Source organism: Jatrophihabitans sp. (assembly GCA_036389035.1).
Taxonomy (GTDB): Bacteria; Actinomycetota; Actinomycetes; order Mycobacteriales; family Jatrophihabitantaceae; genus Jatrophihabitans_A.
This window is the reverse complement of sequence record DASVQQ010000017.1, coordinates 1-25,386: the sequence shown is the minus strand read 5'-3', so window position 1 is coordinate 25,386 and position 25,386 is coordinate 1. Positions and strand designations below refer to the sequence as shown.

At 69.0% G+C, this 25,386-nt stretch carries 19 protein-coding genes; 9 read left to right on the top strand and 10 right to left on the bottom strand.

Going from position 1 to position 25,386, the window contains the following annotated elements:
- Positions 1-19 precede the first annotated feature (19 nt).
- The 3 genes from VF557_11940 to VF557_11930 form a co-directional block, all read right to left on the bottom strand.
- Positions 20-568, bottom strand: a complete 549-nt coding sequence (locus VF557_11940; GenBank protein ID HEX8080916.1) for a hypothetical protein — start codon at positions 566-568, stop codon at positions 20-22.
- Positions 565-3,732 carry a VWA domain-containing protein gene (locus VF557_11935; protein ID HEX8080915.1) on the bottom strand — a complete coding sequence of 1,056 codons (3,168 nt, stop codon included), beginning with the start codon at positions 3,730-3,732 and terminating at the stop codon, positions 565-567. Before VF557_11935 ends, VF557_11940 begins: the two co-directional genes overlap by 4 nt.
- A gap of 333 nt (positions 3,733-4,065) precedes the next feature.
- Positions 4,066-4,254, bottom strand: a complete 189-nt coding sequence (locus tag VF557_11930; protein ID HEX8080914.1) for a hypothetical protein — start codon at positions 4,252-4,254, stop codon at positions 4,066-4,068.
- A 461-nt stretch (positions 4,255-4,715) separates the two neighbouring features.
- Between VF557_11930 and VF557_11925 the strand changes: the two genes are divergently transcribed.
- Positions 4,716-5,090, top strand: coding sequence for a hypothetical protein (locus tag VF557_11925; GenBank protein ID HEX8080913.1), 375 nt, complete (start codon positions 4,716-4,718; stop codon positions 5,088-5,090).
- A gap of 304 nt (positions 5,091-5,394) precedes the next feature.
- Complete coding sequence (locus VF557_11920; protein HEX8080912.1) at positions 5,395-5,592, top strand: hypothetical protein; 198 nt, start codon at positions 5,395-5,397, stop codon at positions 5,590-5,592.
- A 420-nt stretch (positions 5,593-6,012) separates the two neighbouring features.
- Here the strand turns inward: VF557_11920 and rbsK are convergent, their stop codons facing one another.
- Genes rbsK through VF557_11900 form a run of 4 tightly spaced genes read right to left on the bottom strand, consistent with a single transcriptional unit; the run spans position 6,013 to position 11,203 of the window.
- Positions 6,013-6,939, bottom strand: coding sequence for a ribokinase (rbsK, locus tag VF557_11915; protein ID HEX8080911.1), 927 nt, complete (start codon positions 6,937-6,939; stop codon positions 6,013-6,015).
- 21 nt (positions 6,940-6,960) lie between these two features.
- Entirely contained in the window at positions 6,961-7,947 is a 987-nt protein-coding gene (locus tag VF557_11910) for a Gfo/Idh/MocA family oxidoreductase (protein ID HEX8080910.1), read from the bottom strand.
- 20 nt (positions 7,948-7,967) lie between these two features.
- Positions 7,968-9,014: a zinc-binding dehydrogenase gene (locus VF557_11905; protein HEX8080909.1), complete on the bottom strand. Its 1,047-nt coding sequence runs from the start codon at positions 9,012-9,014 to the stop codon at positions 7,968-7,970.
- A gap of 5 nt (positions 9,015-9,019) precedes the next feature.
- Positions 9,020-11,203 (bottom strand): alpha-galactosidase, encoded by a 2,184-nt coding sequence (locus tag VF557_11900; GenBank protein HEX8080908.1) that lies wholly within the window; start codon positions 11,201-11,203, stop codon positions 9,020-9,022.
- 129 nt (positions 11,204-11,332) lie between these two features.
- On the opposite strand from VF557_11900, the gene VF557_11895 reads away from it, so the two are divergent.
- The 6 genes from VF557_11895 (at position 11,333) to VF557_11870 (ending at position 17,810) form a co-directional block, all read left to right on the top strand.
- Complete coding sequence (locus tag VF557_11895) at positions 11,333-12,460, top strand: ROK family transcriptional regulator (GenBank protein HEX8080907.1); 1,128 nt, start codon at positions 11,333-11,335, stop codon at positions 12,458-12,460.
- A gap of 75 nt (positions 12,461-12,535) precedes the next feature.
- Complete coding sequence (locus VF557_11890) at positions 12,536-13,816, top strand: extracellular solute-binding protein (protein HEX8080906.1); 1,281 nt, start codon at positions 12,536-12,538, stop codon at positions 13,814-13,816.
- Between the two features lie 224 nt (positions 13,817-14,040).
- Positions 14,041-14,835, top strand: a complete 795-nt coding sequence (locus tag VF557_11885) for a sugar ABC transporter permease (protein HEX8080905.1) — start codon at positions 14,041-14,043, stop codon at positions 14,833-14,835.
- A gap of 38 nt (positions 14,836-14,873) precedes the next feature.
- Entirely contained in the window at positions 14,874-15,665 is a 792-nt protein-coding gene (locus VF557_11880; protein HEX8080904.1) for a carbohydrate ABC transporter permease, read from the top strand.
- Between the two features lie 34 nt (positions 15,666-15,699).
- Positions 15,700-17,022, top strand: coding sequence for an ADP-ribosylglycohydrolase family protein (locus VF557_11875; GenBank protein ID HEX8080903.1), 1,323 nt, complete (start codon positions 15,700-15,702; stop codon positions 17,020-17,022).
- A gap of 47 nt (positions 17,023-17,069) precedes the next feature.
- A complete protein-coding gene (locus VF557_11870) occupies positions 17,070-17,810 on the top strand; it encodes a glycerophosphodiester phosphodiesterase (GenBank protein HEX8080902.1) in 741 nt (246 codons plus the stop codon).
- A gap of 105 nt (positions 17,811-17,915) precedes the next feature.
- Here VF557_11870 and VF557_11865 read toward each other — a convergent pair whose 3' ends face one another.
- The 3 genes from VF557_11865 to VF557_11855 form a co-directional block, all read right to left on the bottom strand.
- Positions 17,916-19,814: a hypothetical protein gene (locus VF557_11865; GenBank protein ID HEX8080901.1), complete on the bottom strand. Its 1,899-nt coding sequence runs from the start codon at positions 19,812-19,814 to the stop codon at positions 17,916-17,918.
- Between the two features lie 394 nt (positions 19,815-20,208).
- On the bottom strand, positions 20,209-22,602 hold the full coding sequence (locus VF557_11860) for an excinuclease ABC subunit UvrA (protein HEX8080900.1): 2,394 nt from the start codon (positions 22,600-22,602) through the stop codon (positions 20,209-20,211).
- A gap of 185 nt (positions 22,603-22,787) precedes the next feature.
- Positions 22,788-23,603: a CAP domain-containing protein gene (locus VF557_11855; GenBank protein ID HEX8080899.1), complete on the bottom strand. Its 816-nt coding sequence runs from the start codon at positions 23,601-23,603 to the stop codon at positions 22,788-22,790.
- A gap of 287 nt (positions 23,604-23,890) precedes the next feature.
- Here VF557_11855 and VF557_11850 point away from each other — a divergent pair, with 287 nt between their 5' ends.
- Positions 23,891-25,225 (top strand): hemolysin family protein, encoded by a 1,335-nt coding sequence (locus VF557_11850; protein ID HEX8080898.1) that lies wholly within the window; start codon positions 23,891-23,893, stop codon positions 25,223-25,225.
- The last annotated feature ends 161 nt before the right edge of the window (positions 25,226-25,386 follow it).

Genomic DNA, 25,386 nt, shown 5'->3' with positions numbered 1-25,386 from the left:
GTCAGCTGTCACTGCCGGCTCAGCCGGGCACTTGGCGGTTGCGGCTGCCCGGTTCCGGCGTGTCGACGTAGTCGATGAGCGACTCGACGAGCTCGGTCATGGATGCGTGCATCGGAACCGGTGGGTCCTCGGGTAATGCCGCGTGCATGTCCACCATGTACAGCCCGCCGCCGTCCCGGTCATACCACAGCTCAGCCGGCACGCTGTCCTCCTTGAGCAGCGGGAACCACGCCGCGGGAATGAGGTCGGTCCCACCGATAGCGGCGAGGTCGGCGCGATACCAGTCGTGGATGCGGATGGCGTCGGCCAGGCTGAGGATGTGCCAGTCACCGGGCAGGTAGGTCTCCGGTAGCTCATACACGCCCGGTCCTTCCACGACAGGCGGCGCGTCAGGCGCCTCCGCGCCGTCGTGCCAGGTCCACCAGGCGATCAGGTCGGTGACATCGCCGGCGCCGGTGATGACCCGATCGGCCGGCGCGCCAGGTCGTAGCGCGCCGGCGATCGGTAGCGCAGCCGCAGCGAGTCGCGCGTCCAGCTGCGCGAGCAGTCGCTGCAGCTGCGACGTCATGACAACGCCCGGCCGCAGTGCGCCACAGTCACCGGCAACACTGGTATCGGCACCACCAGGAAGTGGTCCCGGTTGGCCGGGACCGGCGCGGACACCCGCGGGCACGCGCGATAGAACACGTTGAGGCGGGTGCCTTCAAGGCTATTGTCCGACGACGGGATGTACTTCAGTGACGCGCCCGGTCCGGAGGTTGTCGTCGAGTAATACGGGAACTCGTCGCATGCGACCGCCACCCCGTAGTTCTGCTGGGCCGCGGCCTGATCGGCTGCCGTGCACCCCGGCTTGCCCACGTACCAGCCGCGGGCCACGCCCCGCGCCCGCACCTCGGCCGCCGTCGAGTAGGTGAGCGCCATGCGGAGGGGCTGGTCCCGTATCGCGGCGACCTTGTGCTCGGCCGCCGTCTTGACGTCACCGGCCGGGGAGAACATCGGCAACCACTCGCAGGGGTGCACGAACGGCAACGCCAACTTGATCACCCGCAGCACCGGTGATTCGAAACAGTTGCGAACCGCCTCGACCAGCTGCTCCACGGTGACGGCAGCCGCGGACACGACGCCAAGGGTGATGAGGACCCGTGCGATGCGGCGCATCAGCTCCGGGTTGGCTGCCACTCCCGGACCCGCCACCGGCACCGCGATGACCGCCGAAGCGAGCACCTCGCCGAACTCGTCGGCGTTCTTGTCGTCGAGGTCGAGTTGTGCCGCGGCGTCGAAGCAGGCCTTCGCGTCAGCCGTCCATATCGCGCATTCCAGGGCCGTCTGCAGTCGGAGGAAGTCCTCCGACAGGTCACCGTCGTCATCGTCGAAGACGCCCTGCTTTTCCCGCGCCTCCTCGACGACGTCACGCTCCTGGGAGGTGTCATCGACGCAGTCACCGACGCCGAACACGCAGACCCCGAAGCCGTTGTCATCCGGGCGGTCCTGGGCGAGCTGGCGGACCGCGTCGCAGTTCTCCACGCAGTCGCGGTCCTCGTCGTAGGTGACGGGGTTGGCGTTGTAGTAGTGGCGCACGAGCAGGGAGGTGCCGTCCGCCTGCTTCTGCACGTCCAGCCGTTGGCTGATCACCGGCTTCTGGCTGTACCGCGACGGTTGGAACAGCGTGAACGGCGGCAGGTCGAGCCCGTCGATGTCGAGGTCGCTGTCATCGGAGCTCAGCGGATCGGTGCGGTTCAGCAATTCCAGGTTGTCGTCCAGACCGTCGCCGTCAGTGTCCTTCTTGGTGGGGTCGGCGACCATCTTGTAATAGGTGGTCAGGCCTTGGTCCACCAGGAAGTCGTAATTCTGCGCCAGCACGGGGTCGTCGCGCAGCGGTGTCGCGACCAGTTCGTAGCCGTCCTGAAGCGTGTCACCGTCGGAGTCGGCGTTGTTCGGATCCGTGGTGATGAAGTCCGACGCCGTCGGCAGGAAGAGCTGGATCAGCCCGGTGAGCGGAGTGAACGCGCCATTGCGCTCGACGCAGTCGGAGATCTTGTCGCCGTCGGTGTCGAGGTCACCGCCGATGATGTCGCCTGCCAACTGGCGGTACAGCTCCGGCAGCTGCGCGGGATCGGTGATGCCCCGGTAGCTTCCGCCGGTTCCGCTCGCGATCGACTGCAGCAACGTGGTGTCGGTGTCTGACCCCAGCCCGACCGTGTGGATCTCGACCGCGTTGTTCGCTGCCGCCGTGGTCAGGGCCGGGTCATACGAGCTCACGCCGTCGGTCAGCAACACGGCGATGCGGGCCCGCGATCCACCGCCGTTGTTCGCAAGCAGTTGCGTCGCGCTGCGCACCCCGGCGCCGATGTCGGTGCCACCGTTGGCGTCACGTCCTCGTTCCAACGCCGCTTTGATTGCGGAGATGCCTCCGGACGTCCCTGTCGAGGTCAGCCCGATATCGGTGGTGGCGAAGTTGTCGAAGGTGACCACCGCCGCGCGGTCGTTCGCCCCCATCGCGTCGACGAAGGCAGCGGCGCCGTCTACCCGCAGGCCGCTGGGATCGTTCCAGCTCATGGACCCGCTCGTGTCGATCACGAACACGACGTCGAATCCGCCGTTGCCGCCGGGCGGACCGCCCGTGCAGCGCAGTGGCGTCTTCTTGAAGACCTGTTCCCAGCCCCACGAGTCATTGACACCCAGGACGGCATAGACGGAGAAGTGTTCCAGGTGCGCGGTCACCGTGTGCTTGACCGGGTCCACCTGTTGGGCTCCTGGCACCGGGATCCAGAACTGTCGCTCGGGGTCGAACGTCCAGATTCGCGCGTCGCTGGCGGGCACCTGCAGGCGGCTCTCGGAGTACGGCAGCGTCAAGGTCGCGCCGTTGATCTTCTTCGCATCCGATGGCACCCGGATGTCGAACGCCGGCCCTGCCAGCACCGGCAGGATGCCCTGCATGTAAGCGCGGGCCGGCGAGATCTCCACGTCCCACGGGTAGATGCCACCAGCGCTGTCGACGGTGAGCGAGACGCCAGGAAACGAGTCGTCGATCGTGAACGTGAGCGGCCCGGCCTGCGGGGTAGCAATGACGAGCGGGTTTCCCAGCGGGTCCAGGACCTCTTTGCCCTGCTCACAGCCGGTGTTGTTCTCGCCATTCAGGCAGACATCCGTGCCCGCCGCCGCGTCAAGAACGTCGGTGTCAGGTCCACCGTCCAGGGTGTCGTCCCCGGCGCCGGCGGAGAGGTCGTCCTCGCCCGGCCCGCCCCGCATGCGGTCGTTGCCGTCCGACGCCGTGAGCTTGTCGTTTCCAGCGCCGCCGTCGAGCGAGTCATTGCCCGCACCGCCTGTCAGCGTGTCGGTTCCGTCCTCGCCGTAGAGGCTGTCGTCGCCGTCGGCGCCGTCGATCACGTCGTTTCCAGCGCCGCCGAAGGCCTGGTCATTGCCGGTGCCGCTCGAGAGTTGGTCCGCTCCGTCACCGCCGTCGACGATGTCGTTACCGCCCCTGCCGTCCAAGCTGTCGTTGCCACCGAGGCCACAGATCACGTCGTCACCCGAGGTGCCGCTCAGCTTGTCGTTGCCTGCGGTCCCGTAGATCACGCCGGGTTGGCCAGGTTCACACAGCGAGCTGGCCGGGCCCGCAGGGGCGCCTTCGGCGCCTGCGCCGGTCGGGCCGGCCACCACGAGCAGGCCGGTGAGGACAGCGGCCGCCGTCCCGATGGCAACCGTGCGTGTCCTCCGAGACCATCGGCTCACGCTGCGGGAAGTAACCCGGGATACAAATGTGCGCATAGTTCGGCCCCCCAAGCCGTCGCGGCCCGGCTGGCCGCGCACCACTGCTAAACATCGTCATTACACAGGCGAAACGGCTGTAAATTAACATGCTGAAACGAGCCCGGCAAGCAATTGGGGGAAAGCGGTCAATTATGTCGGGAGGCCCTTATCACGATGAAGATCAACAGAGCCGGCTTGCCTTCATAACTCCGGAGCTTGTCTGAGAACCGCGTCGAACGTCTACCGGACCTTCAAGGCCTCGATCCGATCAGGTGCGCCAGGTGTCCTCTAACCAAGAGGGGACTTATCTTCATTTCAAGGGCAGGCGTACCAATCAAGGGCAGGCGTACCAAAGATCAGAATGACATAATGTCGATTATCGGCATTTTCTGAACTGGCTGCGGATGAGCGCGGGCCGGTATTGTTGCGCGCCACAAAATTTGGAGTGGAAACGACACCAAAACTGGAGTGCGGCGACACGAAATCTGAAGTAGCTGCTGGCACGGGTGGGCTCCACCGCCGCGACGATCCCTGCGTGAACTCATTCATCCATCGGCGCGTCCGGCGAAAACGCGTTCGGGCATATCCTCAGCACCATGAAATTGGCCTTGGCAGTCGCGGTACCCGTAGCAGGGGGTGTCCGCCGCCGCGGTATCCGCCGGCGCTGAGCTATACGTCTGGCTGCAGAAGAATCGGCGACCACCATGGCGTGTACCGTCGGACGGGCCGATCGACGAAACTGATCTTCGGCCCTCCTTACGATTTTACTGGTACGTGCGCGGATCTGGGGCCTGACCACTGTCCAGCGGATCGGCCAGCCCCTCACCGGCCACTAGCAGCGGCTTGGGCCGCAGTAAGCGCCTTCGCGCAGGAAGCATCGGGGGCTTAATCTACCGGCCGGGACAACCGATCAGGGCTTGGAAGATTTTTCATTATTCTGCCCAAGCCCCGAAATGGAGCCTCGGATGACTGCCGACCTGTGGCATGTAACGCTGACCTACCTGTTGTTCAATCTGCTGGGCAACACAATTTCGCTCTGCGCGAAGCCGCTTGTAACCTTAATCGGCCACCGCGATTACATCTTTCCCGGCAAGGACATCGCTGACCTAGCGTTGCAGAGGGCGGCGGCCTTGACGACCGACCCGAGGCAAGTCGATCTTCTGCAAGTTGCTCGTGAGGGGAACCTGCAGAGCAAGATTGCGGCAGCAGCGGACAGTCGCGTGAGCATCGCGAAATGGGCGGACTGGGTAAATCAGATCGGACTGATGTTCCGGTGGTGCGGGGCGTTCGTCGCCCTCTCCGTCGCCCTCCTCAATCATATCCTCAGTACGCGATCGTGACGTTCAGCTCTCCCCGCGCACTGAAGTGCGGTGTGCCGAGGGCATCGAGGCGATCTTGCGGAGTTCGGCCGCTTTCCCAGACCTTGGACGCACCCCCCCCGCACCCCAGCCGCCGGCCGCTGCCTGCAGCGATGTCCTTAGCGAGCTCAGCTTGCTGAGTCTGCTTACCCTCAGGGTCTGAGGCCGTCAGCGGCAACTGAGCCTTCCAGTCCAGATCGCCGCGCTCTTCGACCCCGACCTCACAGGCCCTCAAAATCATCGCGAAACTCAAACCCGGTCTATCTTCCTGGCTGACGTGGCGAGGATGACACCGGCGGAAGCGACGGCTGTCAATGTCCTGGCCTCTTACCTAGCTGGTGCGGGCCAGGACCTGCCGATCGAGGTGGTGCGCGCCTTGGAGACATTGGCCAGCCGTGCGCACAACCGCTTGCAGACCGGCTGGGATGAAACCGCCGTACAACGCCAGTGGCCGCACGCCTACCAATCTGGCGACCCGGTGTGACCACGCCACCGTCGGGACGATTGTGGTAGCCATCCGTCGCACCGGCGCTGTCAAGCTCTCGCCTTATGCCGAAAGGCAGGTCAGTCCTGCGCCGGCTGCTGCTCGTCTCCCTCTCCGGCGACCGAACCGGCCCGTGGGCTATGTCCACAAGCGGCGCAGTCCATGTAGTAAGGGCTGCCGCAAGCGCACTGCGTGATGAGCTGATCCTCGGGACAGTCACAGACTCCCCGGCAGTTGCTGCACATAGCACTATCCCCGTCCTGTGAGGTGCGATCAGCCGACCGCTAGGTATGTGGCGATCATGATCGCGGGTACGGAGGCTTAACTCAATACCAACCAAGATTTTTTTCTGGGACCCCAATCAGGTGAGCCGATGGCTGTCGGGCCGGTACAGCTTCAACCGCGCGATCACACTCGCGGTCATGCGACGTCCTCGCGTCGCGGGTACGAATCCTGCGTGCCGCGGCGCCCCACCGAGAACGCTGCGGCGTCGTTGGCGAATCGTACGGCGTCGGGCAGCGCGTCACCGTGAGCGATCCGGGCGGCGAGAGCGCCGACGAAGGCGTCCCCCGCGCCCGTCGTGTCCACGACCGGCACGGCACGCCCGCGGACGTGCTCGGGCAGGCCGCCCGACTCGGCGAACACCGCGCCGCGCGCGCCGAGGGTGAGGACGACCGACCGCACACCCAGCGCCAGCAACTCGGCAGCGACCTCGGCGCCATCACGGTCAGCCGGGTAGCCGCCCAGGAGCATCGCGGCTTCGTTCTCGTTGACCACGAGCGGATCGGCCGCGGCAAGGACCTCAGGCGCGAGGGCCGCGGCGGGTGCTGCGTTGAGGATGACCCGCACACCCCGAGCGACGGCTGCCGAGGCGGCGTACCCGACGGTCTCCACCGGCAGCTCGAGCTGCAGCACGAGCACCGCCGCACCGGACCACACGTCCGAGACCTCGTCGACGAGCGCGGTGGTCACCGAGGCATTCGCGCCGGCCGAGACGACGATGGAGTTCTCGCCGTCCGGCGTGAGCAGGATGACGGCAGTAGCCGTCGGTGCGGCGACCCTCCGCACGCCGGACACGTCGACGCCGCTCCGGACGAGGGACGCGGTCACGACGTCACCGAAGCTGTCGACTCCGATGCACCCGATGAAGCTGACGGCCGAGCCGAGCCGCGCCGCGGCGACGGCTTGATTCGCGCCCTTGCCGCCAGGGTGACTCTCCGTCGACGCGGCGAGAACCGTCTCACCGGGCGCCGGGCGGTGCGAGATCCCCAGCACCAGGTCGAAATTCGCCGATCCGATCACCGCGACTCGGCCGAGCGCACCGCCAGCTGACGACATCCTGCTCATCACCACCTCTTGGCCTGCGTGCTACTCGCCGGGGTAGCGGACGCCGATCGCGGCGCGTACGGCGTCCATGGTCGCCATCACCGCGATCGAGTCCTCCGGCGTCATGAGCGGACTGGCTGTCTGCCCCGATGACAGCAGTCGCTCGACCTCCGCTGCCTGGTACTGCATCCCCCGGCCGCTGACCGGCTGATCGAAGCGCTCCACGACCTCGCCATCGGCATTGCGCACCGTCACCGTTGCCGGCGTGTACCAGATCGCGTCGATGTCGATGCGCCCCGCGGTGCCGATCACCACCGCGGTGTTGGGTCCGCGCATCTGGCTCGAGGAGTACGACGTGGAGAGCGCGGAGCCCTCGTGGCGCAGGATGGTCGCGACCGACGCGTCGACACCCGTCTCCTTCAGCGTGCCGCGAGCGGTGATCTCGACGGGCGGGCCGAGTATGTCGTGCGCGAAGGACAGCGGGTAGACGCCGAGGTCCAGCAGCGCGCCGCCGGCGAGGTGTGGGTTGTTCAGCCGGTGTGCGGGATCGGCCGGCAGCCGCTGGGTGTGGTCGGCGTGCAGGTGACGAACCTCGCCCAGCCGACCGCTGCCGAGGACCGAGCGCACGAACGTCATGTGCGGCAGGAACCGCGTCCACATGGCTTCCAGAACCAGGAGCCCGCGGCTGCGGGCGGCTTCGACGACTGTGCGTGCCTCGCCGGCGTTGACGGCGAACGCCTTCTCCACCAGTACGTGCTTGCCGGCCTCGAGCGCTGCGAGCGCGTTGGCGGCGTGGAAGTTGTGCGGCGTCGCGACGTAGACGACGTCGACGTCGGGGTCGCCTACGAGGTCCTCGTATGACGGGTGCGCGCGGTCGATGCCGAACTCGCCTGCGAAGGCGCGGGCGCTGTCCGCGGACCGCGAGCCGACCGCCGTGACGCGATGGCCGTGCGCGAGCAGATCGCGGGTGAACGACCGAGCGATGCCGCCGGTGGCCAGGATCCCCCACCGGATGCTGCCGTCCGACACCGGCGCCGGTTCCGCTGGCGTCACGACGACGCGCCGTAGTCGAGCACTATCTGCAGCGCGTCCTGCGGCGCGGAGTCGAGCAGCTCGAACGCCGCAGGCGCGTCGCTGTCTGGCACGACATGCGACACCAGCTCCGTCAGCTTCAGGGCCCCCGCGCCTTGCAGAGCCAGGACCGTCCTCGACATCCGCAGCTCGTCCCACCGGTGTCGCAGGTGCGGCGCGACGCCGTAGATCTGCGAACCGACGATGCTCACCCGGTTGTGATGGAACTCCTCGCCGAGGCGCAGCGCCGCCGCGGGCCCCTGGAAGAACCCGGACGCCACCACGCGGGAGCTGAAGCCGACGGTGCGGATGGCCTCGCTGAGCGCCTCGTAGCTCCCGCTCATCTCGATGACGACGTCCGCGCCGCGGTTGCCGGTAGCCGCTCGCACCACGGCTGCCACGTCGTCGCTTCGCGGGTCGAGCGTCGCGGCAGCGCCGAGCCGGTCGGCCAGCGAACGGCGCGAGGCCAAGGGGTCGACGACTGTCACAGAACCGCCGTTGAGCCGGGAGAGCTGGGCGACGATCTGGCCCGGGACGCCGGCGCCGAACACCACGACCGTCTCGCCGACGTGGATGTCGGCATCGAGAACAGCGTTCATCGCGATCGCGCCGATCTTGGCGAAGACCGCTGTGATCGGCTTCGAGTCCCGCGGCAGCAGCCGAGCGCGTGCGTACTCGGCCGGCCGCACCGCCAGTGACCGGTGGCCCCACGCCCCCCACACCAGGCGCCCGACCAGGTCCGCGTCACCGTCGGACCCGGCGGTGACGACCCGGCCGACCTCTTCGTAGCCCCAGCCGTCGACGGGGTAGGCCATCGACGAGTCACCCGGCACGAAGAGCAGGCGTGCGGCGTCCCATCGCTTGGCCAGGTAAGGATTGCTGCCCCGGTAGGCGGTGAGCTCGGTGCCGGCCGAGATGCCGGAGTAGGTCGTCTCGAGCAGCACCTCACCGGGACCAGGCTCGGGGTCCTCGAACTCGACGACCTCGGCCTTGCCCGGAGCCGGGAACCGAACCATCCGCGCCATGGCCCTCACCGCCCCCGCGAGTCGGTGGCGTCGTCGACCAGGCGGAAGAGCAGCGCCTGCTCCGGGTACAACATCGGCGCCTGCAGCCCTACGTCCTGAAGGAGTCGCCCGGCCACCACGGGAGGCCTGTTCCACCATGATGGAAAGCCGCTGCGCGAGCGCACCATCGAACCCGCCGACAGCTCGATCGGCTCGACCCGGTACCCGCGACGGGGGTCCAGGCCCGGCAAGCGCATCCGGCCCGGCTGCGCCGCGACACAGCTGTCCATGGCGACGAAGGCGAACAGCGCGCGGGACCTGTCAGGGCTGACGACACCGTGCGCCCAGTACGCCTCGTCGGGGTAGTCACACCTCACGACCGTGCCGGTGGAGATGAGCTCGCGCTCCTGCTTGTAGAGCGACACCCAGGCGGTCAGCTCTTCGAGCTCGTCGGCGGACGCGCGGCGCAGGTCCCACTCGATCCCGAAGTGCCCGAACAGCGCCGTTGCGGCGCGGAAGGCCAGCGAGTGCGTACGGCGCGTGGTGTGCGCGGTGGGGGCGCCGACGTGGCTGCCGATGAGCTCCGGCGGGAGCAGTTGCCCCGTCCAACGCTGGATTCGCTGACGTTCGAGCGCGTCTATGCAGTCACTGGCCCAGACCCGGTCCGTCCGCTGCAGCACCTCGAGGTCGACGCGACCCCCGCCAGAGGAGCAGGACTCGATCTCGAGCCCCGGGTGCCGGCGCCGAAGCTCGTCCATCAGGGCGTACGCCGCCAGCGTCTGGGCGTGCACCCGGGGTTCACCCGTCCTGCGGTCGCCCGCCTCGGCGAGGTCGCGGTTGTGATCCCACTTCACATAGTCGATGGAGTGCTCCTGGATCAGCGCGCTCATCGCTTCGAGGACGTAGGAGAAGGCTTCGGGCACGGTGAGGTTGAGGACCTGCTGATGGCGGCCCGCGAGCGGCAACCGCTCCCCCGACGCCAGGATCCACTCCGGATGCTCGCGTGCGACCTCGGAGTCCTCGTTCACCATCTCCGGTTCGAACCACAGCCCGAACTCCATACCGAAGCCCCGCACCGCCTGCACCAGCGGCGCCAGCCCGGCGGGCCAGACCTCGGGGTCGACGCGCCAGTCACCCAGCCCGGCATTGTCGTCGCGCCGCCCGAGGAACCACCCGTCGTCGAGGACGAAGCGTTCGGCGCCTACCTGCGCCCCGAGCTTGGCAAGCTGCTCGAGCGCCTCGAGGTCGTGGTCGAAGTAGACGGCCTCCCACGTGTTCAGCACGACGGGACGCGGTGACGCGGGGTGGGTCGCGCGCGAGCGCAGCTCGGTGTGGAACGCCGCGGCGACGGCGTCCAGGCCGGTGCCGTACGCGCCGTAGAGCCAGGGCGTCGGGTAGGTCTCACCCGGGGCGAGGATCACCTCACCGGGCAGCAGCAGCTCGCCGCCGCCGAGCACCGCGACGCCGCTGAGCCCCAGCTCTGCGAACGTCGCGTGGTTGCCGCTCCAGGCCGTGTGGACAGCCCACACCTCACCGTGGCCGAAACCGAAGCCGGACGAGCCCGCAGCGAGGACGAAGGCGGCGTCGGAGCCGGTGCGGCCCCGTCGTCCCTCGCGCAGGTGGGTGCCCACGCGCATCGCGTGCCGCTGCGGTGTGCGCTCGCGCAGGTGGCGCCCGGTGAAGTCGAGGATCTCGCGGGCTTCGGACGGCACGGGCAGCACCATCCGCAGGCCGTTCACGGTGTAGGCCCCCGTCGCGGCGGTGTTGGTGATCGACGCGCGCAGGCGCAGCACGCCGTTGCCGGACAGCTCGATCGACGTCGTCAGCGCCAGCCCGGCGTCGGATTCCACGGCCCGCGTGGTCAGGACCTGTCCACGATCGGGCTCCCCCGCGAGCTCGTGCCCGCTGCTGGTGAAACGTGTCGTGAACGTCGTGCCGTCACGGTGCCCGTCGAGGCCGGGTGTCCCCATCCAACCCGCCGACTGCTCCGGCAGGACGGCGGGCAGCCGCCGGCTCCCGGTGAGCGCGTCGGCCGCGTGCTGGTCCTCGGTCAGACCCGCGAGGAACTCGGAGTCCGACGAAGTGCGCTCCAGACGCGGCCCCCAGTGAAGGACCCGCGGGACCCCGCCCGTGACGTCGACCGCGACCGACGTCGAACCTCCGGTCAGCACCAGGACCGACTCGTCGCGAGTCGTTGCGGGCACCCTCATGATGCTGTCCTCTTGGCCGAGTAGGTTTCAGTACGAAATTAATCCGGCACAGCATGGCACAGGTCCACGGCGCGATCGAGCCCGCTGCCGGTCGATTCCGGTGCGGGGACGGGACGGAAGGAGGCACACGTGGAGCTGCGCCCGGCCGCTCGGACGGTCGCTGTCGACGTGCTCGTCAACGGAGCCCAGTCGCGCAGCCAGCTGGCCAAGAAAATGGGGCTGTCCCCCGCCACCCTGACGCGCATCGTCCGGCCACTGCTCGACACCGGGGTGCTGGTCGAGAGCGGCGCCATCCGCACGCCCGGCAGGGGAAGGTCGTCGCTCCCGCTCGACGTGGTCGCCGACGACTATCGCTTCATCGGGGTCAAGCTGACGACCGACTCGATCTACGCGGTCGTCACCGACCTGCGCGCTCAGATCCTCGCGGTCGAGACCGTCGCAGAACCGTCGCTCGAGGTGCCCGAGGTCGTCGGAGCCGTCGCGGGAGTCGTCGCGCGCCTGTCCGCGCGCGCCGGCCGCCCTGTCGACGCTGTAGGCGTGACCGTCGGCGGCAGGGTCGACAACGGCGAGGTGGTGGCCGACTCGCCTTACCTGCACTGGCGCGACGTGCCGTTCCGCACGCTGCTGGCGCGCGAAGTGCCGGTCCCGCTGTACCTGGCCAACGACGTGATCGGTCTCACGATGGCTCAGCAGTGGTTCGGGTACGGCCGCACGCATGCCCACTTCGCGCTGCTGACGGTCGGCGCGGGGATCGGGTACGGCCTGGTCATCGACCACCAGGTGGTGCCGACACGCGCCAGCCCGGTGAGTCACCTGCCGGTGGACCCCTACGGGCCCGTGTGCGCCCGAGGTCACCGCGGCTGCCTGACCGCCTACGTCACATCCGGCGCCATGACGGCCCACGTCGCGCAGGCGCACGGCCGGCGACTGACCTACGACCAGGTGCTCAGGCTGGCCCGCGACGGCGACCCCGCGGCGCTGCGCGTCGTGCGGGAGGCCGCCCACGCGCTCGGTCGCACCGTCGCGGCGATCACCGCCTTCACCGGCGTCGAGCGGATCATCGTTTCTGGCGAGGGCGTCGGCCTGGCAGACGTGGCGCCGGGCGGCTTGCGCGATGGCCGCCTGGAGCACGCCGCCGGGGACAGCGCCGCGATCGAGCCCATCATCGACCGGATGAACTTCACCGAATGGGCACGGGGCGCGGCGGTTGCGGCGATCCAGAGTCAATTCCCGGCGCGTCGACGTCCTATCGCTTGACACTAATGCTTGCGCGGTGAAAAGTGGCCGCGTCACGTGGCCAGCACGTGCGCACCGCGAGCGAAGGGACCGGCCATGCGTCTGTCACCGTCCAGGATCGCGGCAGCTGCCGCGTGTGTGCTCCTCACGGCCTGCACCGGCCAGACGATCGAACCGACTCAGGACAAGTCTGACGCGCCGGCCGGCAAGGGGACCTCGATCCGCTGGCTGATCGAGGAGCCCGAGGACGCGGCCGCGCTCAAGGCGCTGAAGGATCACGTCGCGACCTTCGAGAAGCAATCCGGGATCAAGGTCGAGACGACCACCCTGCCGTTCGACACCATGCGGACCGTGCTTCAGACGCAGCTGCGCTCGGGCGAAGGGCCGGACGTCTTCAACTGGGGGTCGGGCCCCAGCTTCGGCGGCGCGCTGATCGAAGCCGGACTGGTCGCCGACATCAGCGACGCCTACGACAAGCACGGGTGGAAGATCTACGACTTCGCCAAGGAGCGGGTGACCGCGAACGGCAAGGTGTACGGCATCCCCGGCGAGATGGAGACCATCGGGCTGTTCTACAACAAGGACGTCTTCACCAAGCTCGGTATCCAGGAGCCGAAGAGCCTGGACGATCTGCGCGCGGCTGCCGACAAGGTGCGCGCGAGCGGCATGGTCCCCTTGGCAGTCGGCAACAAGGAAGGCTGGGAGGGCGGCCACCTGCTGAGCATGGCGCTGTCCAGTGACGTGGGGTCCGAGAGCGTGGAGTCGATGTTCGGCGGCGAGAAGTCGTGGAACTCCCCCGAGGTCGTGTCGGCGTTCGGGCTGTGGAAGGACTTCAACGACAAGGGCCTGCTGCCGAAGTCGCCGACCTCCGTCGACTACGACACCTCGACGTCGCTGTACTTCTCCGGCAAGGCCGCGATGATTCCGACCGGCAGCTGGTTGGTCGGTGAGATCGACGACAACGCCAAGTTCGAGAGCGGCTACATCCCCTTCCCCGCGCCCGACGGCCCGGGAATCTTCACCGGCGGCCTCGGTTCCGGCCCGTTCGTCTCGGCGACGACCAAGAAGAAGGACGCGGCGATCCAGTTCCTCAACTTCCTCGCCTCGGAAGATCACGGCCGCTGGACGGTCGAGAACCTCCACACGATTCCCGCACAGCCGATCAAGGCCGAGGGGCTGGAGGTCTCCCCGTTGTTCGCCCAGGTGTTGCAGGACACCGCGAAGTTCTCCGAAGGCGGCGACTTCGGCCACAACATCGACGTGATGGTGAGCGACGCGGTCAACAAGGCGATGTACGACGGGATGCAGGGCGTGATGACCGGTCAGCGCACGCCGGAGGCAGCGGCGGCCGCGATGGAGAAGGCAGCGAAGAAGTAGCGTCGGGCCGACGCGGAGATCTCGACGTGACGATTCAGGCACCCACCGGCGCGCCGGCCGTCGCAGCTCCTCCTGGGGTGCGACGCCGGCGGTGGCGGCAGCCCGCGATCCGGTCCGAGGCTCCGCCAGTCACCCGCAAGGCTCAGGCCCGGCTGGGGATCGCCCTCGTGACGCCGTTGCTGGTCATGGTGGCCGTCTTCCTGCTGTTCCCGATGATGAACGCGGTGTACTACGTGTTCGTCGATTTCGACGGTCTCGATCCCAGCCCGCCCTGGGTCGGCTTCTCGAACTTCACCGAGCTCGCGGCGGATCCCGACGTGTGGGCGGCCTTCAAGAACAACGTGATCTGGATCGTCGGCGGGACCATCTCTCCGCTCGTCCTGGGGCTCGGGCTCGCCCTGCTGGTGTGGAAGCTCGAGCGTGGCAGCGTGTGGTACCGCATGGCGTTCTTCCTCCCGTACGTGCTGCCACCGGTGGCGATCGGCGTCGTGTGGAGCTGGATCTACGAACCCTCGCGTGGATGGCTGAACCGCGCGTTGGAGGCAGTCGGGCTCGGCTCGTGGACGACCGGCTGGCTCGGCAACCCCTCGACCGCTCTCTACGCCGTCCTCGGCACGGCGATCTGGGCTGCCATGGGATTCGTCTTCGTGATCATCCTCGCCGCCCTCCGCAACGTGAACGCCGACCTTGTCGACGCCTCGCGCCTCGACGGCGCCAACGCCGCGCAGCGGCTGCGCTACGTGATCCTGCCGCAGATCATGCCGGTGTTCATCATGGTCGCGACCCTCACGTTGATCGGCGGTTTCAGCGTCTTCGACATCATCTTCGTCATGACCGGTGGCGGGCCGGCGGGCGCCACCGACGTACTCGGCACCTACGCCTACAAAAGCGCGTTCCAGCTGAACCGGATCAGCTACGGGACCACCCTCGCGCTGATCATCACCGTGATGGCCGTGCCGTTCGCGATCGTGATGAACCGGCTGCAGCGCAAGCTGTCACTGCAGGGGATGGGCGCATGAGACACGCGACTCGCAGCTCGCGGATGGTGGGCAGGCATGTGCTGCTCATCGCGATCTCGCTACTGGTGCTCTTCCCGCTCGTCCTGACGGTCTCCACTGCCTTCAAGACCAGCGAGGACGTCAAGGTCAACCCGTTCGGGCTGTTCTCGTCCTTCTCCACCGAGAACCTCGTCACGGCCTGGACGGTCGGAGAGTTCGGCAAGTACGTCGTGAACTCGCTACTGCTCACCGTGCCGAGCACGGCCCTGGTGGTCGTGCTCTCGACGATGGGCGGCTACGCCTTCGCGCGGCTGCCCTTCCCTGGGCGGGGCATCGCCTTCTACCTCGTGATTCTCGGGCTCCTGGTTCCGTTCTTCACCTACATGATCCCGCTGTACTTCCAGCTGCGGTCGATGCGCCTGCTGGACACCCTGCTCGGGGTGAATCTCGTGCTTGCCAGCACCGGGCTGGCGTTCGGCACGTTCTTCATGCGCGCCTTCTTCCTCGACCTGCCGAATGAGCTGGACCAATCGGCGCGTCTGGACGGGGCTTCGGAGCTGCAGATCTTCCTGCGGGTGATGCTGCCCCTGGTCCTACCCGGCGTCGGCGCCCTCACGGTCTTCACGTTCCTGCAGAACTGGAACAACTTCCTGGTCCCCCTCCTCTACCTGCCGACCGCGCAGTACCGCCCGCTCACGACGGGGCTCTACCTCTTCCTCGGGGGGCGTTCGGTCGACATCGGGCCACTCGCGGCGGGGACGCTGATCACGATCCTGCCCGTCATGGTGCTCTACGTCGCTCTCCAGAAGCATGTGACGCAAGGCTTCCTCTCCGGGGCCGTGAAGGGTTGAGCAACGCACCGCCACGCCGACGTCAGGACGGACAGTGCACGACGTACTCGATCCCCGCGATCTGATCCCCGACGAGGCGGAGCAGCTCGCGCACAGCGGGTATCCCGTGGGCGTCCTCGAATCCGACGCGCGCGACGCGGTTGCCGCGAAGGACTTACCCCGCTTGGCAGCGGTGTCCGCGCGCCTGGGCGAGCTGCAGCGCGCAGCGGACTGGGGCCATGAAGAGCCCGAGGATGACCGGGCTCTACTGGAGATCGCGGGCAGCGCCCGGCCCGTCGCCGTCACGGCGGAGGAGCTGCCCGGCCGAGTGCGCGGTGCGTGGCTCGGCAGGGCGGTCGGCAACACCTTGGGAAAGCCCATCGAGGGCCTGACCCGCTCGCAGGTGGAGATCTACCTGCGAGCTGTGGACCATTGGCCGCTACGGGGCTACCTCCCGCTGCTCGACCCGCTACCCGAGGCAGTGCCCGCGCTGCATCCCTGCGCGCCGCTCGCCTGTGCCGGCCGGTTCGTCGACGTCCCACGCGACGACGACCTCGACTGGACGATCCTCGCCCTGCACATCCTCGAGGCGCACGGCCGCGAGTTCACCACCGAGCAGGTGGCGGCCGCCTGGCTGGACCGCGTGCCGTTCACGCAGACCCACACCGCCGAGCGGGCGGCATACCGCAACTTGATCCACGGGCTCAGCCCGCCCGCGACGGCGACGCACGACAACCCCTATCGCGAGTGGATCGGCGCGCTCATCCGCGGCGACGCCTATGGCTACGTCTGTCCGGGCGATCCAGCCGAAGCCGCGGGCATGGCACTCGCGGACGCCCGCCTGAGCCACACCGCGAACGGCAAGTACGGCGAGATGTGGGCGGCCGCGCTCGTCGCGTCGGCGCTCGCAGTGTCGAGCGCCCGCGAAGCGCTCACGCTCGCGCACGCGGTCCTGCCGCCTCGGTCGCGCCTCGCGCACGCGCTCGACGCCGTCCTGGCCCTGCACCTCGACGGCGCGAGTCACACCGCCGCGCTCGACTGGGTCGATGAGGCCCTCGGCTTCTACCCCTGGGTGCACACCGTCAACAACGCCGCCCTCATCGCCATCGGGCTGCTGTGGGGCTCCGACTTCATCGACGCCGTCGGGATCACCCTCTCGGGCGGGCGTGACACCGACTCGAACGGTGCGACCGTGGGCAGCGTCTTCGGGGCCCTGCACGCGGCCGGCGCCGTTCCCGTCGAGCTCGTCGGCACAACACACGTGCGGGTCCGCAGCGCGGTGCATGGCTTCGACGGCATCAGCATCGACGAGCTCGCCGCACGCACGCTCCGTCTTGTGCGGACGCGCGCCGCGTCGGCCACCGACGGGCTCTTGTGACGTCACGGGTCTTCACCGGGAAACCGTCCCTTGTCGGGCACCGTGGAATGGGCAGGGGGGTCGTCGACGGTCATGTGGAGAACACCCTCGAAAGCTTCCTGGCCGCCGTCGCCACCGGGGTTGACTGGGTGGAGGCCGATGTCGGCCGCACGGCTGACGATCAGCTGTTCGTCCTGCACGACTCCGCACTCGCCAAGGGCGTGCTCCTCGGCGAGGCCACCGCGCGAACGGCCGTCGAGCACGGCGCAGTCCGCGTCACCGAGCTGCTCGACGTCCTGCCGCCCGCCGTCGGCGTCATGTTCGACGTCAAGTCCTCGATGCACGACGCCCGGCGTTCCCCGACGTCGACGACGGCGGCCATGCTCGCTCGGACGTGCTCTGAGGCCCTGCGCGACCGGGCGGCGGTAGCACTGTCCTTCGATCCCGCAGCACTGCGCCACATGCGCGAGGAGCTGCCGAGCCTGCCGCTCGGGCTGCTCACGTGGCTGCACTTCCCGATCGGCCAGGCGGTGGCCGCGGCCGCTCACCTCGACGTACAGGTGTTGGCGGTTCACGCCGGCTCTCTGTGGCGCAACGCCATGAACGGCCGCAACGACGTCCCGTCGGTCCAACGCGTCGTCGACTTCGTGCATGACGCCGACCGGGAGCTTGCCGTGTGGTGCCCGTCGGAGCGTCGCGCGAAGATCCTGGTCGACGCGGGTGCGGACGCTCTCGTGGTCGACAATGTGCCCCGCCATGCGCGAGCGGTGTCGCAGGTCAACGCCGGCCGGCTGGTGGACGACCGGTGAGGTCGTTATGTACTCAGGCGATCCGCCTGTGAGGGGCGCTCGCAGTAGACAACCGGCGGGCCGGCCGCCAACTCGGGCTTTGCCGGCTTGTCGGCACGCGCCGGCTCAGCTGTTGAGCCGGTAGGCGGTTCGACCGGCCACCACCATGCAGAAGTCCACCGTCGGGCAGGACACGTGGGATCCGAAGATGGACACGTCGGTGCTGGCTATCGGCATGCTCCACTCGGCGCCGTCCCAGACGCTGAGCTGGTTCTCATCGGCCACGACGCAGGCGAAGGCGGCCGGGCACGACACGCTCGACAGATAGTGGTTGACAGGTGTTGGCGCACGCCTCCAGTCGACGCCGTCCCAGACGGAGGACGACAGCATGCTCGCGGACTGGCAGAAGGTCGAGGACACGCACGAGACGGGGACCGGGTAGGGAGCCGAAGCACCTGAGCCGATTCGCGACCAGTGTGAACCATCCCACTGGAGCCAGTCGGACGAGTCCCCCGCCGTTGACACGCAGAACGAGGCGGTCGGGCAGGACACTGTGGGTTTTGCCTGGCTGAGTGCCGTGCCGGTGTCCCAACCGGCGCCGTTGAAGACGTATGCCGTTGCCCAGCTGATGTGATGGCTCATCGCCACGCAGAAGCTGGCGCTGGCGCAGGAGATCGACCGGAGGTCGTCGTCCTCTGGGTTGACGACGACAGGCGCCGACCATTGCGAGCCGTCATAGGTTGACACCGAAGCTCCCCCGTGCCCTATGCCCATGCAGAAGGTCGGGCTCGTGCACGACACCGCGACTACCCCAGCCTGCGGGTCCAACCCGGCGCTCCAACTGCTGCCGTCGTAACGGAAAGCCTGGCCGCTGCCGGTAACCGCCATGCAGAAGCTGTCCGAGGTGCAGGAGACATCGGTCAGATTCCTGTCCGGGTCGATCAGCGCGCTCGTCGTCAGGTGCAACCGGTTCTGCACGCCGGCGAAATAGCCCACGACGTCCGCTATCACCGACAGCGTGACCGAGCTGTTGTTCCGAATACGGATCGTGCCTTCCGGCGGGATCCGGACGGTGACCAGTCGCTGGACGGTTCGGCCGGCCGGAAAGCTGACCATCGCCTTGCCGTCGAATGCGCGGTCACCGGCGAACACCGAAATGGAGCCGGACTGGCTCGGTGACACCACGGTGAGCAGAATCGTCTCAGCTCGCAGCCCCCAGTGCGGCGTCTTCGGGCCGGTGTATGGGGATTGGACGTTGACGCCCAGCGTCGGCACCGTTCGCAGACCGCCGGCTGTGAACGGCCCGGAGAACTCGTCGTCGTCCCAGGTCCGGCTGTCGAAGATCCGGTCCCGGGTCATCGGCAGGTAACCGCCGGTGGCCAGCGGTGATCCGGCGACGTAGTAACCGGCGAGGTCGACGACCAGGTGCAGCGCGGTCCCGGTGTTGTTGCGCACCGAGAATGCCCCGTTGCCGCCGAGCTGCGCGGTCAGCATGCTCTGCTCGGTCTGGCCGGTGGCGAAGCTGGCCGTCGTCGAGCCGTCCCAGCTGGCGCCGGCCGGGAAGACCGAAACCGAGCCGGTGGCAGCGGGGCTCAGCACGGTCAGGTTGACCACGCCGGCGCTCACGTTCGACGCCGGGATGGCGCCCCGCCCGGCCACCTGCACGGTGGCCGTGGCACCGGCTGCCAGCGGTTGCGATCCGGCTGCCCGGGTGTCGAACAGGCGCTGCAGTGACACCGGCTGAAATCCGCCGGGCACGGCCGGGCCGACGGTGTAATAGCCCACCACGTCGGCCACCAGCTGCAACGCCGACGCGGTGTTGTTGCGCACCGAGATCGCCCCGTCGCCGCCGAGCTTGGCGGTGACGGTGTTCTGCTGAGTGCTGGCAGCGGCGAAGCTGATGGTGGCGGCGCCCGACCAGGCGGTGCCTGATGGAAACACCGAGATGGAACCCGCCGCGGCCGGTGTCGGCATGCTCAGCGTGACCGTCACGGCCGAGATGCCGGACGCCGGCAGGCCTGCCACGCCTTGGACCTGCATCCGAACGGTGACACCCGGCGCAATCGGGTTGGAGGGTCGAGTGTCGAATATCCGGGTCGGATTCAGCGGTCGATAGGTTCCCGGCGACTGGCTCACCGCCGACCCCGCGGCGGTCGCAGCGGCTGTCGGCATGACCAGCGCGGCCACCGCATCGCCAGGTGTGGCCAGCACCGGAAGGACAAGGCTAACGGCCACAGCCGCGAGAGCAACGCGCATCGCACACCCCTAGGAGACACCGCCTGCAGGAAAGGGCCACAACTTAGGCCCGCGACCCGATTACAACTACATGACACCTGGTGCAGGCAAATGGTTGACGGGCAGACGGCCAGCAGCTGGCAGAGGGCGGGAAGCCATGGCTTTGCCGGCCGAACGGCCACGGTCAGGCGGCGCCCACATAGGCCGCGAGGTGCTCCCCCGTCAGCGTCGAGCGGTCGGCGACGAGGTCGCCCGGCGTGCCTTCGAAGACGATCTGGCCGCCGTCGTGGCCGGCGCCCGGACCGAGGTCGATGATCCAGTCGGCGTGGGCCATCACCGCCTGGTGATGCTCGATGACGATGACTGACTTGCCGTCCTCGACCAGCCGGTCCAGCAGGCCGAGCAACTGCTCCACATCGGCGAGGTGCAGGCCGGTGGTCGGCTCGTCCAGGACGTAGACACCGCCCCGCTCCCCCATGTGGGTGGCCAGCTTGAGCCGTTGCCGCTCGCCGCCGGACAGTGTGGTGAGGGGCTGACCGAGGCTGAGGTAGCCGAGCCCGACGTCGGCCAGCCGCTCGAGGACGGCGTGCGCGGCCGGCGTGCGCGCCTCGCCTGCGCCGAAGAACTGCTCGGCCTCGGTCACCGACATGGCCAGCACCTCGCTGATGTCCTTGCCACCAAGGCGGTATTCCAGCACCGAGGCCTCGAACCGCTTTCCCTCGCACACCTCGCACGTGGTGGCGACACCGGCCATCATCGCCAGATCGGTGTAGATGACGCCGATGCCGTTGCAGTTGGGGCAGGCGCCCTCGGAGTTGAAGCTGAACAGCGCCGGCTTCACGCCGTTGGCCTTGGCGAAAGCCTTGCGGATCGGCTCGAGCAGTCCGGTGTACGTCGCCGGATTGCTGCGCCGCGAGCCGCGGATCGCGCCCTGGTCCATCGACACCACGCCCGCGCCGGCCGGGATCGACCCGTGCACGAGCGAGCTCTTGCCGGAGCCGGCGACGCCGGTGACGACGACCAGCACCCCGAGCGGGATGTCGACGTCGACGTCGCGCAGGTTGTGCGCCGCCGCGCCGCGGATCTCCAGCGTGCCGGTGGGCGTGCGCACCGTCTTCTTGAGGGTGGTCCGGTCCTCCAGATGCCGGCCGGTGATGGTGCCGCTGTCCCGCAGGCCCTTGACGGTCCCCTCGAAGCAGACGACGCCGCCCGCCGTGCCGGCGCCGGGGCCTAGGTCGACGACGTGATCGGCGATCGCGATCGTCTCCGGCTCGTGCTCCACGACCAGCACCGTGTTGCCCTTGTCGCGCAAGCGCAGCAGCAGGTCGTTCATCCGCTGGATGTCGTGGGGATGCAACCCGGTGGTGGGCTCGTCGAAGACGTAGGTGACGTCGGTGAGCGAGGAGCCGAGGTGCCGGACCATCTTGACGCGTTGCGCCTCGCCGCCCGACAGCGTGCCCGACGGCCGGTCGAGTGAGAGGTAGCCCAGCCCGATCTCGACGAACGCGTCGAGGGTCTCGGTCAGCGTCGTCAGCAGCGGCGCCACCGACGGCTCGTCGAGGCCGCGGACCCACCCGGCCAGGTCGCTGACCTGCATCGCGCAGGCGTCGGCGATGCTGATCCCGTCGATCTTCGAGGACCGGGCCGCCTCGGACAGCCGGGTGCCGCCGCACTCCGGGCACGTCATGAAGGTCACCGCCCGCTCCACGAACGCGCGCAGGTGCGGCTGCAGGGCGTCGACGTCCTTGGACAGAATGGACTTCTGAATCTTCGGGATCAGCCCTTCGTAGGTCAGGTTGATGCCGTCGACCTTGATCTTGGTCGGCTCCTTGTGCAGCAGGTCGTTGAGCTCCCGCTTGGTGAACTTGCGGATCGGCTTGTCCGGGTCGAAGAAGCCGCAGCCGGTGAAGATGCGGCCGTACCACCCGTCCATGCTGTATCCGGGGATGGTGAGCGCGCCCTCGTTGAGGGACTTGCTGTCGTCGTACAGCGCGGACAGGTCGATGTCGGTCACCGAGCCCCGGCCCTCGCAGCGCGGGCACATCCCGCCGGTGATGCTGAAGCTACGACGCTCCTTCACGCTCTGCCCGCCACGCTCGATGGTGACTGCGCCCGCTCCGCTGATCGAGGCGACATTGAAAGAGAACGCCTGCGGCGAGCCGATGTGCGGTGTGCCGAGGCGGCTGAAGAGGATGCGCAGCATCGCGTTGGCGTCGGTGGCGGTGCCGACCGTGGAGCGGGGATCGGCGCCCATCCGCTGCTGGTCGACGATGATCGCGGTCGTCAACCCTTCGAGCACGTCGACGTCGGGCCGGGCCAGCGTCGGCATGAAGCCCTGCACGAAGGCGCTGTAGGTCTCGTTGATGAGCCGCAGCGACTCGGCGGCGATGGTGCCGAACACCAGCGAGCTCTTGCCCGACCCGGACACCCCGGTGAACACGGTCAGCCGGCGCTTCGGGATCTCGACGCTGACGTCCTTGAGGTTGTTCACGCGCGCGCCGATCACCCGGATCAGGTCGTGGCGGTCGGCGGCGTGCACCTCGGTCGCCTGCGTGTCCGTCCTCGAGGCGATGCTCATCGTGTCTCCGTCCGTCGGGCCAGGCCGCCTCCGCGAGCGCGGCAACGGTCTGCTGTCTACCGGATCGACGGAGTCGGCCGGGCGGCGGAACACCCGTTCGGCGGACACCCACCTCCGACCCCTGCAGCGGCCCCCTGCAGGGTCCCGCCGCGAGCCTGCAAGTGGCGGGGGCAGGGGGTCCTCCGTCAGACGCCGAAGAGCTGGGTCCACCAGGGGCCGCCGGGACCCTCGGCGACGCCCACACCGAGCTTCGTCAGCTCGCAGTCGAGGATGTTCGCGCGGTGGCCCGGGCTCTCCAGCCAGGCCTCCATCACCGCGGTCGCGTCGGCCTGGCCGAAGGCGATGTTCTCCGCCCGCGAGTAGTCGATGCCGGCCCGCTCGGCCCGGTCGAAGGGGGACAGACCCTCCGGGCTGGTGTGCGAGAAGTAGTCGCGGTCGCGCATGTCCGCGCTGTGCGCTCGCGCCACCGCGGCCAGCGCCGGGTCGGCGGTCAGGGCACCGCAGCCGGCGTCGACCCGGGCCTCGTTGACCAGCGCGAGCACCGCGGCCTCCGCGGTGGGGTCCGCGGGGACGGCGGCCCGGGCCACCGGCGCCGGTTCGGTCTCCGCGTCGACGGCGGGCGCCTCGGCCTCGGCCTCGGACTCGGCCGCCGGCTCCTCGACGGGGACGGCGGCCTCCGACGCCTCGGCCGCCGCGGACCCGGTCGCGGGAGCCGACGGGCTCACCGGGGACGGCGCCTCGACCGACGACGGAGCGGCGGGCGCCGCGGCCGAGGTCTGCGGCGCCGGGTCGCCGTCGACGCCCATCCGCACGAGCGGGTCGTCCACCGACCCGCCGGAGGACGACGACCCGCCCGAGCCGACCGCGTCGGGGACGGTGCCGGTGGGCGTCGGGATCGACTCGAGCGCCACCGGGTCGGTGAAGCTGGTCACGGCGCCGGACACCATGGGCGCCCCGACCGTCACGACGGCGACGGCGCCGACCACCAGGAGCAGGGGCACCAGGCGCGGGAGCCGGAGGAGGCGAGCCCACCGGGAGAGTGCTGCGGCGATGCGGGAAGAGAGCGGCGGACCCGCCTGCATGTGGTGCACGAGTGGTGGCCCTCACCAGGTGCTAGATCACGAATCGTTACTCTGGCAAGAGTAGCCGTACGCAGAGCGTGATCGGCAGTGGGCAGTGGTTGAGGTCACTGTGGGCGGGCCGACCCCGCTCGGGTGGTGCCCTGGGGAGGACGAGCGGGCAGCATGGACGTCGTCCCACTGCCCCCTTCGACAGGAGCACGCCGCCGGTGAGCGACGTCTGGCTCAACATCGTGATGGTCGTCGTCTTCGTCCTGATCGGCGGCGCCTTCTCGGGGGCGGAGATCGCGCTCGTCTCGCTCCGCGAGTCCCAGGTGCGGGCGATGGGCGAGAACGGCGGACGGCGCGGCAAGGCCGTGCAGCGCCTGCTCAGCGACCCCAACCGCTTCCTCGCCGCCGTCCAGGTCGGGGTGACCCTGGCCGGCTTCTTCTCCGCCGCGTTCGGTGCCAGCACCCTCTCCCGGCCGTTCGCCGACTGGCTGGTCGGCCTGGGCGTGCGGGAGGGTCTCGCCGGCACGCTGGCCCTCGTGCTGGTCACCATCGCGATCAGCTACCTGTCCCTCGTGGTCGGCGAGCTGACCCCCAAGCGCCTGGCGCTGCAGCGGGCCGAGGGCTTCTCCCTGCTGGTCGCCGCACCCCTCAACGCGATCGCCAAGCTCTCCCGCCCGGTCATCTGGTTGCTGTCGAAGTCGACGAACGTGCTGGTCCGGCTGCTCGGCGGCGACCCCGCGGCCAGCGGCGAGTCGATCAGCCAGGAGGAGCTGCGCGACCTCGTGACCGCGCACGAGTCGCTGACCTCCGACGAGCGCCGGCTCATCGGCGAGGTCTTCCGGGCCGGCGACCGCGAGGTCCGCGAGGTCATGACGCCGCGCACCGAGGTCGACTTCCTCGACGCGTCGATGACCGCGAGCCGCGCGGCCAAGCAGGTCTCCGACTCCAGCCACTCGCGCTACCCGGTCGTCGGCCGTGACGAGGACGACGTCCTGGGCTTCGTGCACGTGCGCGACCTGCTCCTGCCCAACCACCCGGCCGGGCGCGCCGCGACCGTCGGCGACCTGGTCCGTGACGTCAAGCGGCTCCCGGGCACCGCCGGCGTCCTCACCGCCCTGTCGGAGATGCGGCGGGAGAACCACCACCTCGCGATCGTCGTCGACGAGTACGGCGGCACCGACGGCATCGTCACCCTCGAGGACCTCATCGAGGAGGTCATCGGGGAGATCTACGACGAGTACGACGAGGACGTCGCCGGCGCGGGGGAGGAGCGCCCGGACGGCCCGCACGAGGTCGACGGGCTGCTCAACCTCGACGACTTCCGCGAGGTGACCGGGCTGCAGCTGCCCGAGGGCCCCTACGAGACCGTGGCCGGGTACGTGCTGGCCGAGCTGGGCCGGCTGCCCGTCGTCGGCGACAGCGTCGAGGCCGAGGGGCGCACGCTGACGGTCCTCGAGCTCGACGGACGGCGGATCGCGCGGATCTCGGTCAGCCGCGCGTCGGAGCCCGAGATCGACCCCGCGCAGGTGCCGACCAGCACGATCGGCACCTGAAGGACCACCCCTCCCCCCACGCCTCGCAGGCTCGGCGCGGGACCCTGAAGGGTGGCCGTTCCAGCACGTCACCGGGCTGGCGGCGGGACCCTCCAGGGAGGGCGTTCCAGCACGTCACCGGACGGGGCCGGCGGGACCCTGCGGGAGGCCACGGGGGGCGA

Coding starts and splice junctions, on each gene's coding strand:
- VF557_11940 (HEX8080916.1), bottom strand. CDS start 568: ATGACGTCGCAGCTGCAGCGACTGCTCGCGCAGCTGGACGCGCGACTC.
- VF557_11925 (HEX8080913.1), top strand. CDS start 4,716: ATGACTGCCGACCTGTGGCATGTAACGCTGACCTACCTGTTGTTCAAT.
- VF557_11920 (HEX8080912.1), top strand. CDS start 5,395: ATGACACCGGCGGAAGCGACGGCTGTCAATGTCCTGGCCTCTTACCTA.
- rbsK (HEX8080911.1), bottom strand. CDS start 6,939: ATGAGCAGGATGTCGTCAGCTGGCGGTGCGCTCGGCCGAGTCGCGGTG.
- VF557_11905 (HEX8080909.1), bottom strand. CDS start 9,014: ATGGCGCGGATGGTTCGGTTCCCGGCTCCGGGCAAGGCCGAGGTCGTC.
- VF557_11900 (HEX8080908.1), bottom strand. CDS start 11,203: ATGAGGGTGCCCGCAACGACTCGCGACGAGTCGGTCCTGGTGCTGACC.
- VF557_11890 (HEX8080906.1), top strand. CDS start 12,536: ATGCGTCTGTCACCGTCCAGGATCGCGGCAGCTGCCGCGTGTGTGCTC.
- VF557_11870 (HEX8080902.1), top strand. CDS start 17,070: ATGGGCAGGGGGGTCGTCGACGGTCATGTGGAGAACACCCTCGAAAGC.
- VF557_11860 (HEX8080900.1), bottom strand. CDS start 22,602: ATGAGCATCGCCTCGAGGACGGACACGCAGGCGACCGAGGTGCACGCC.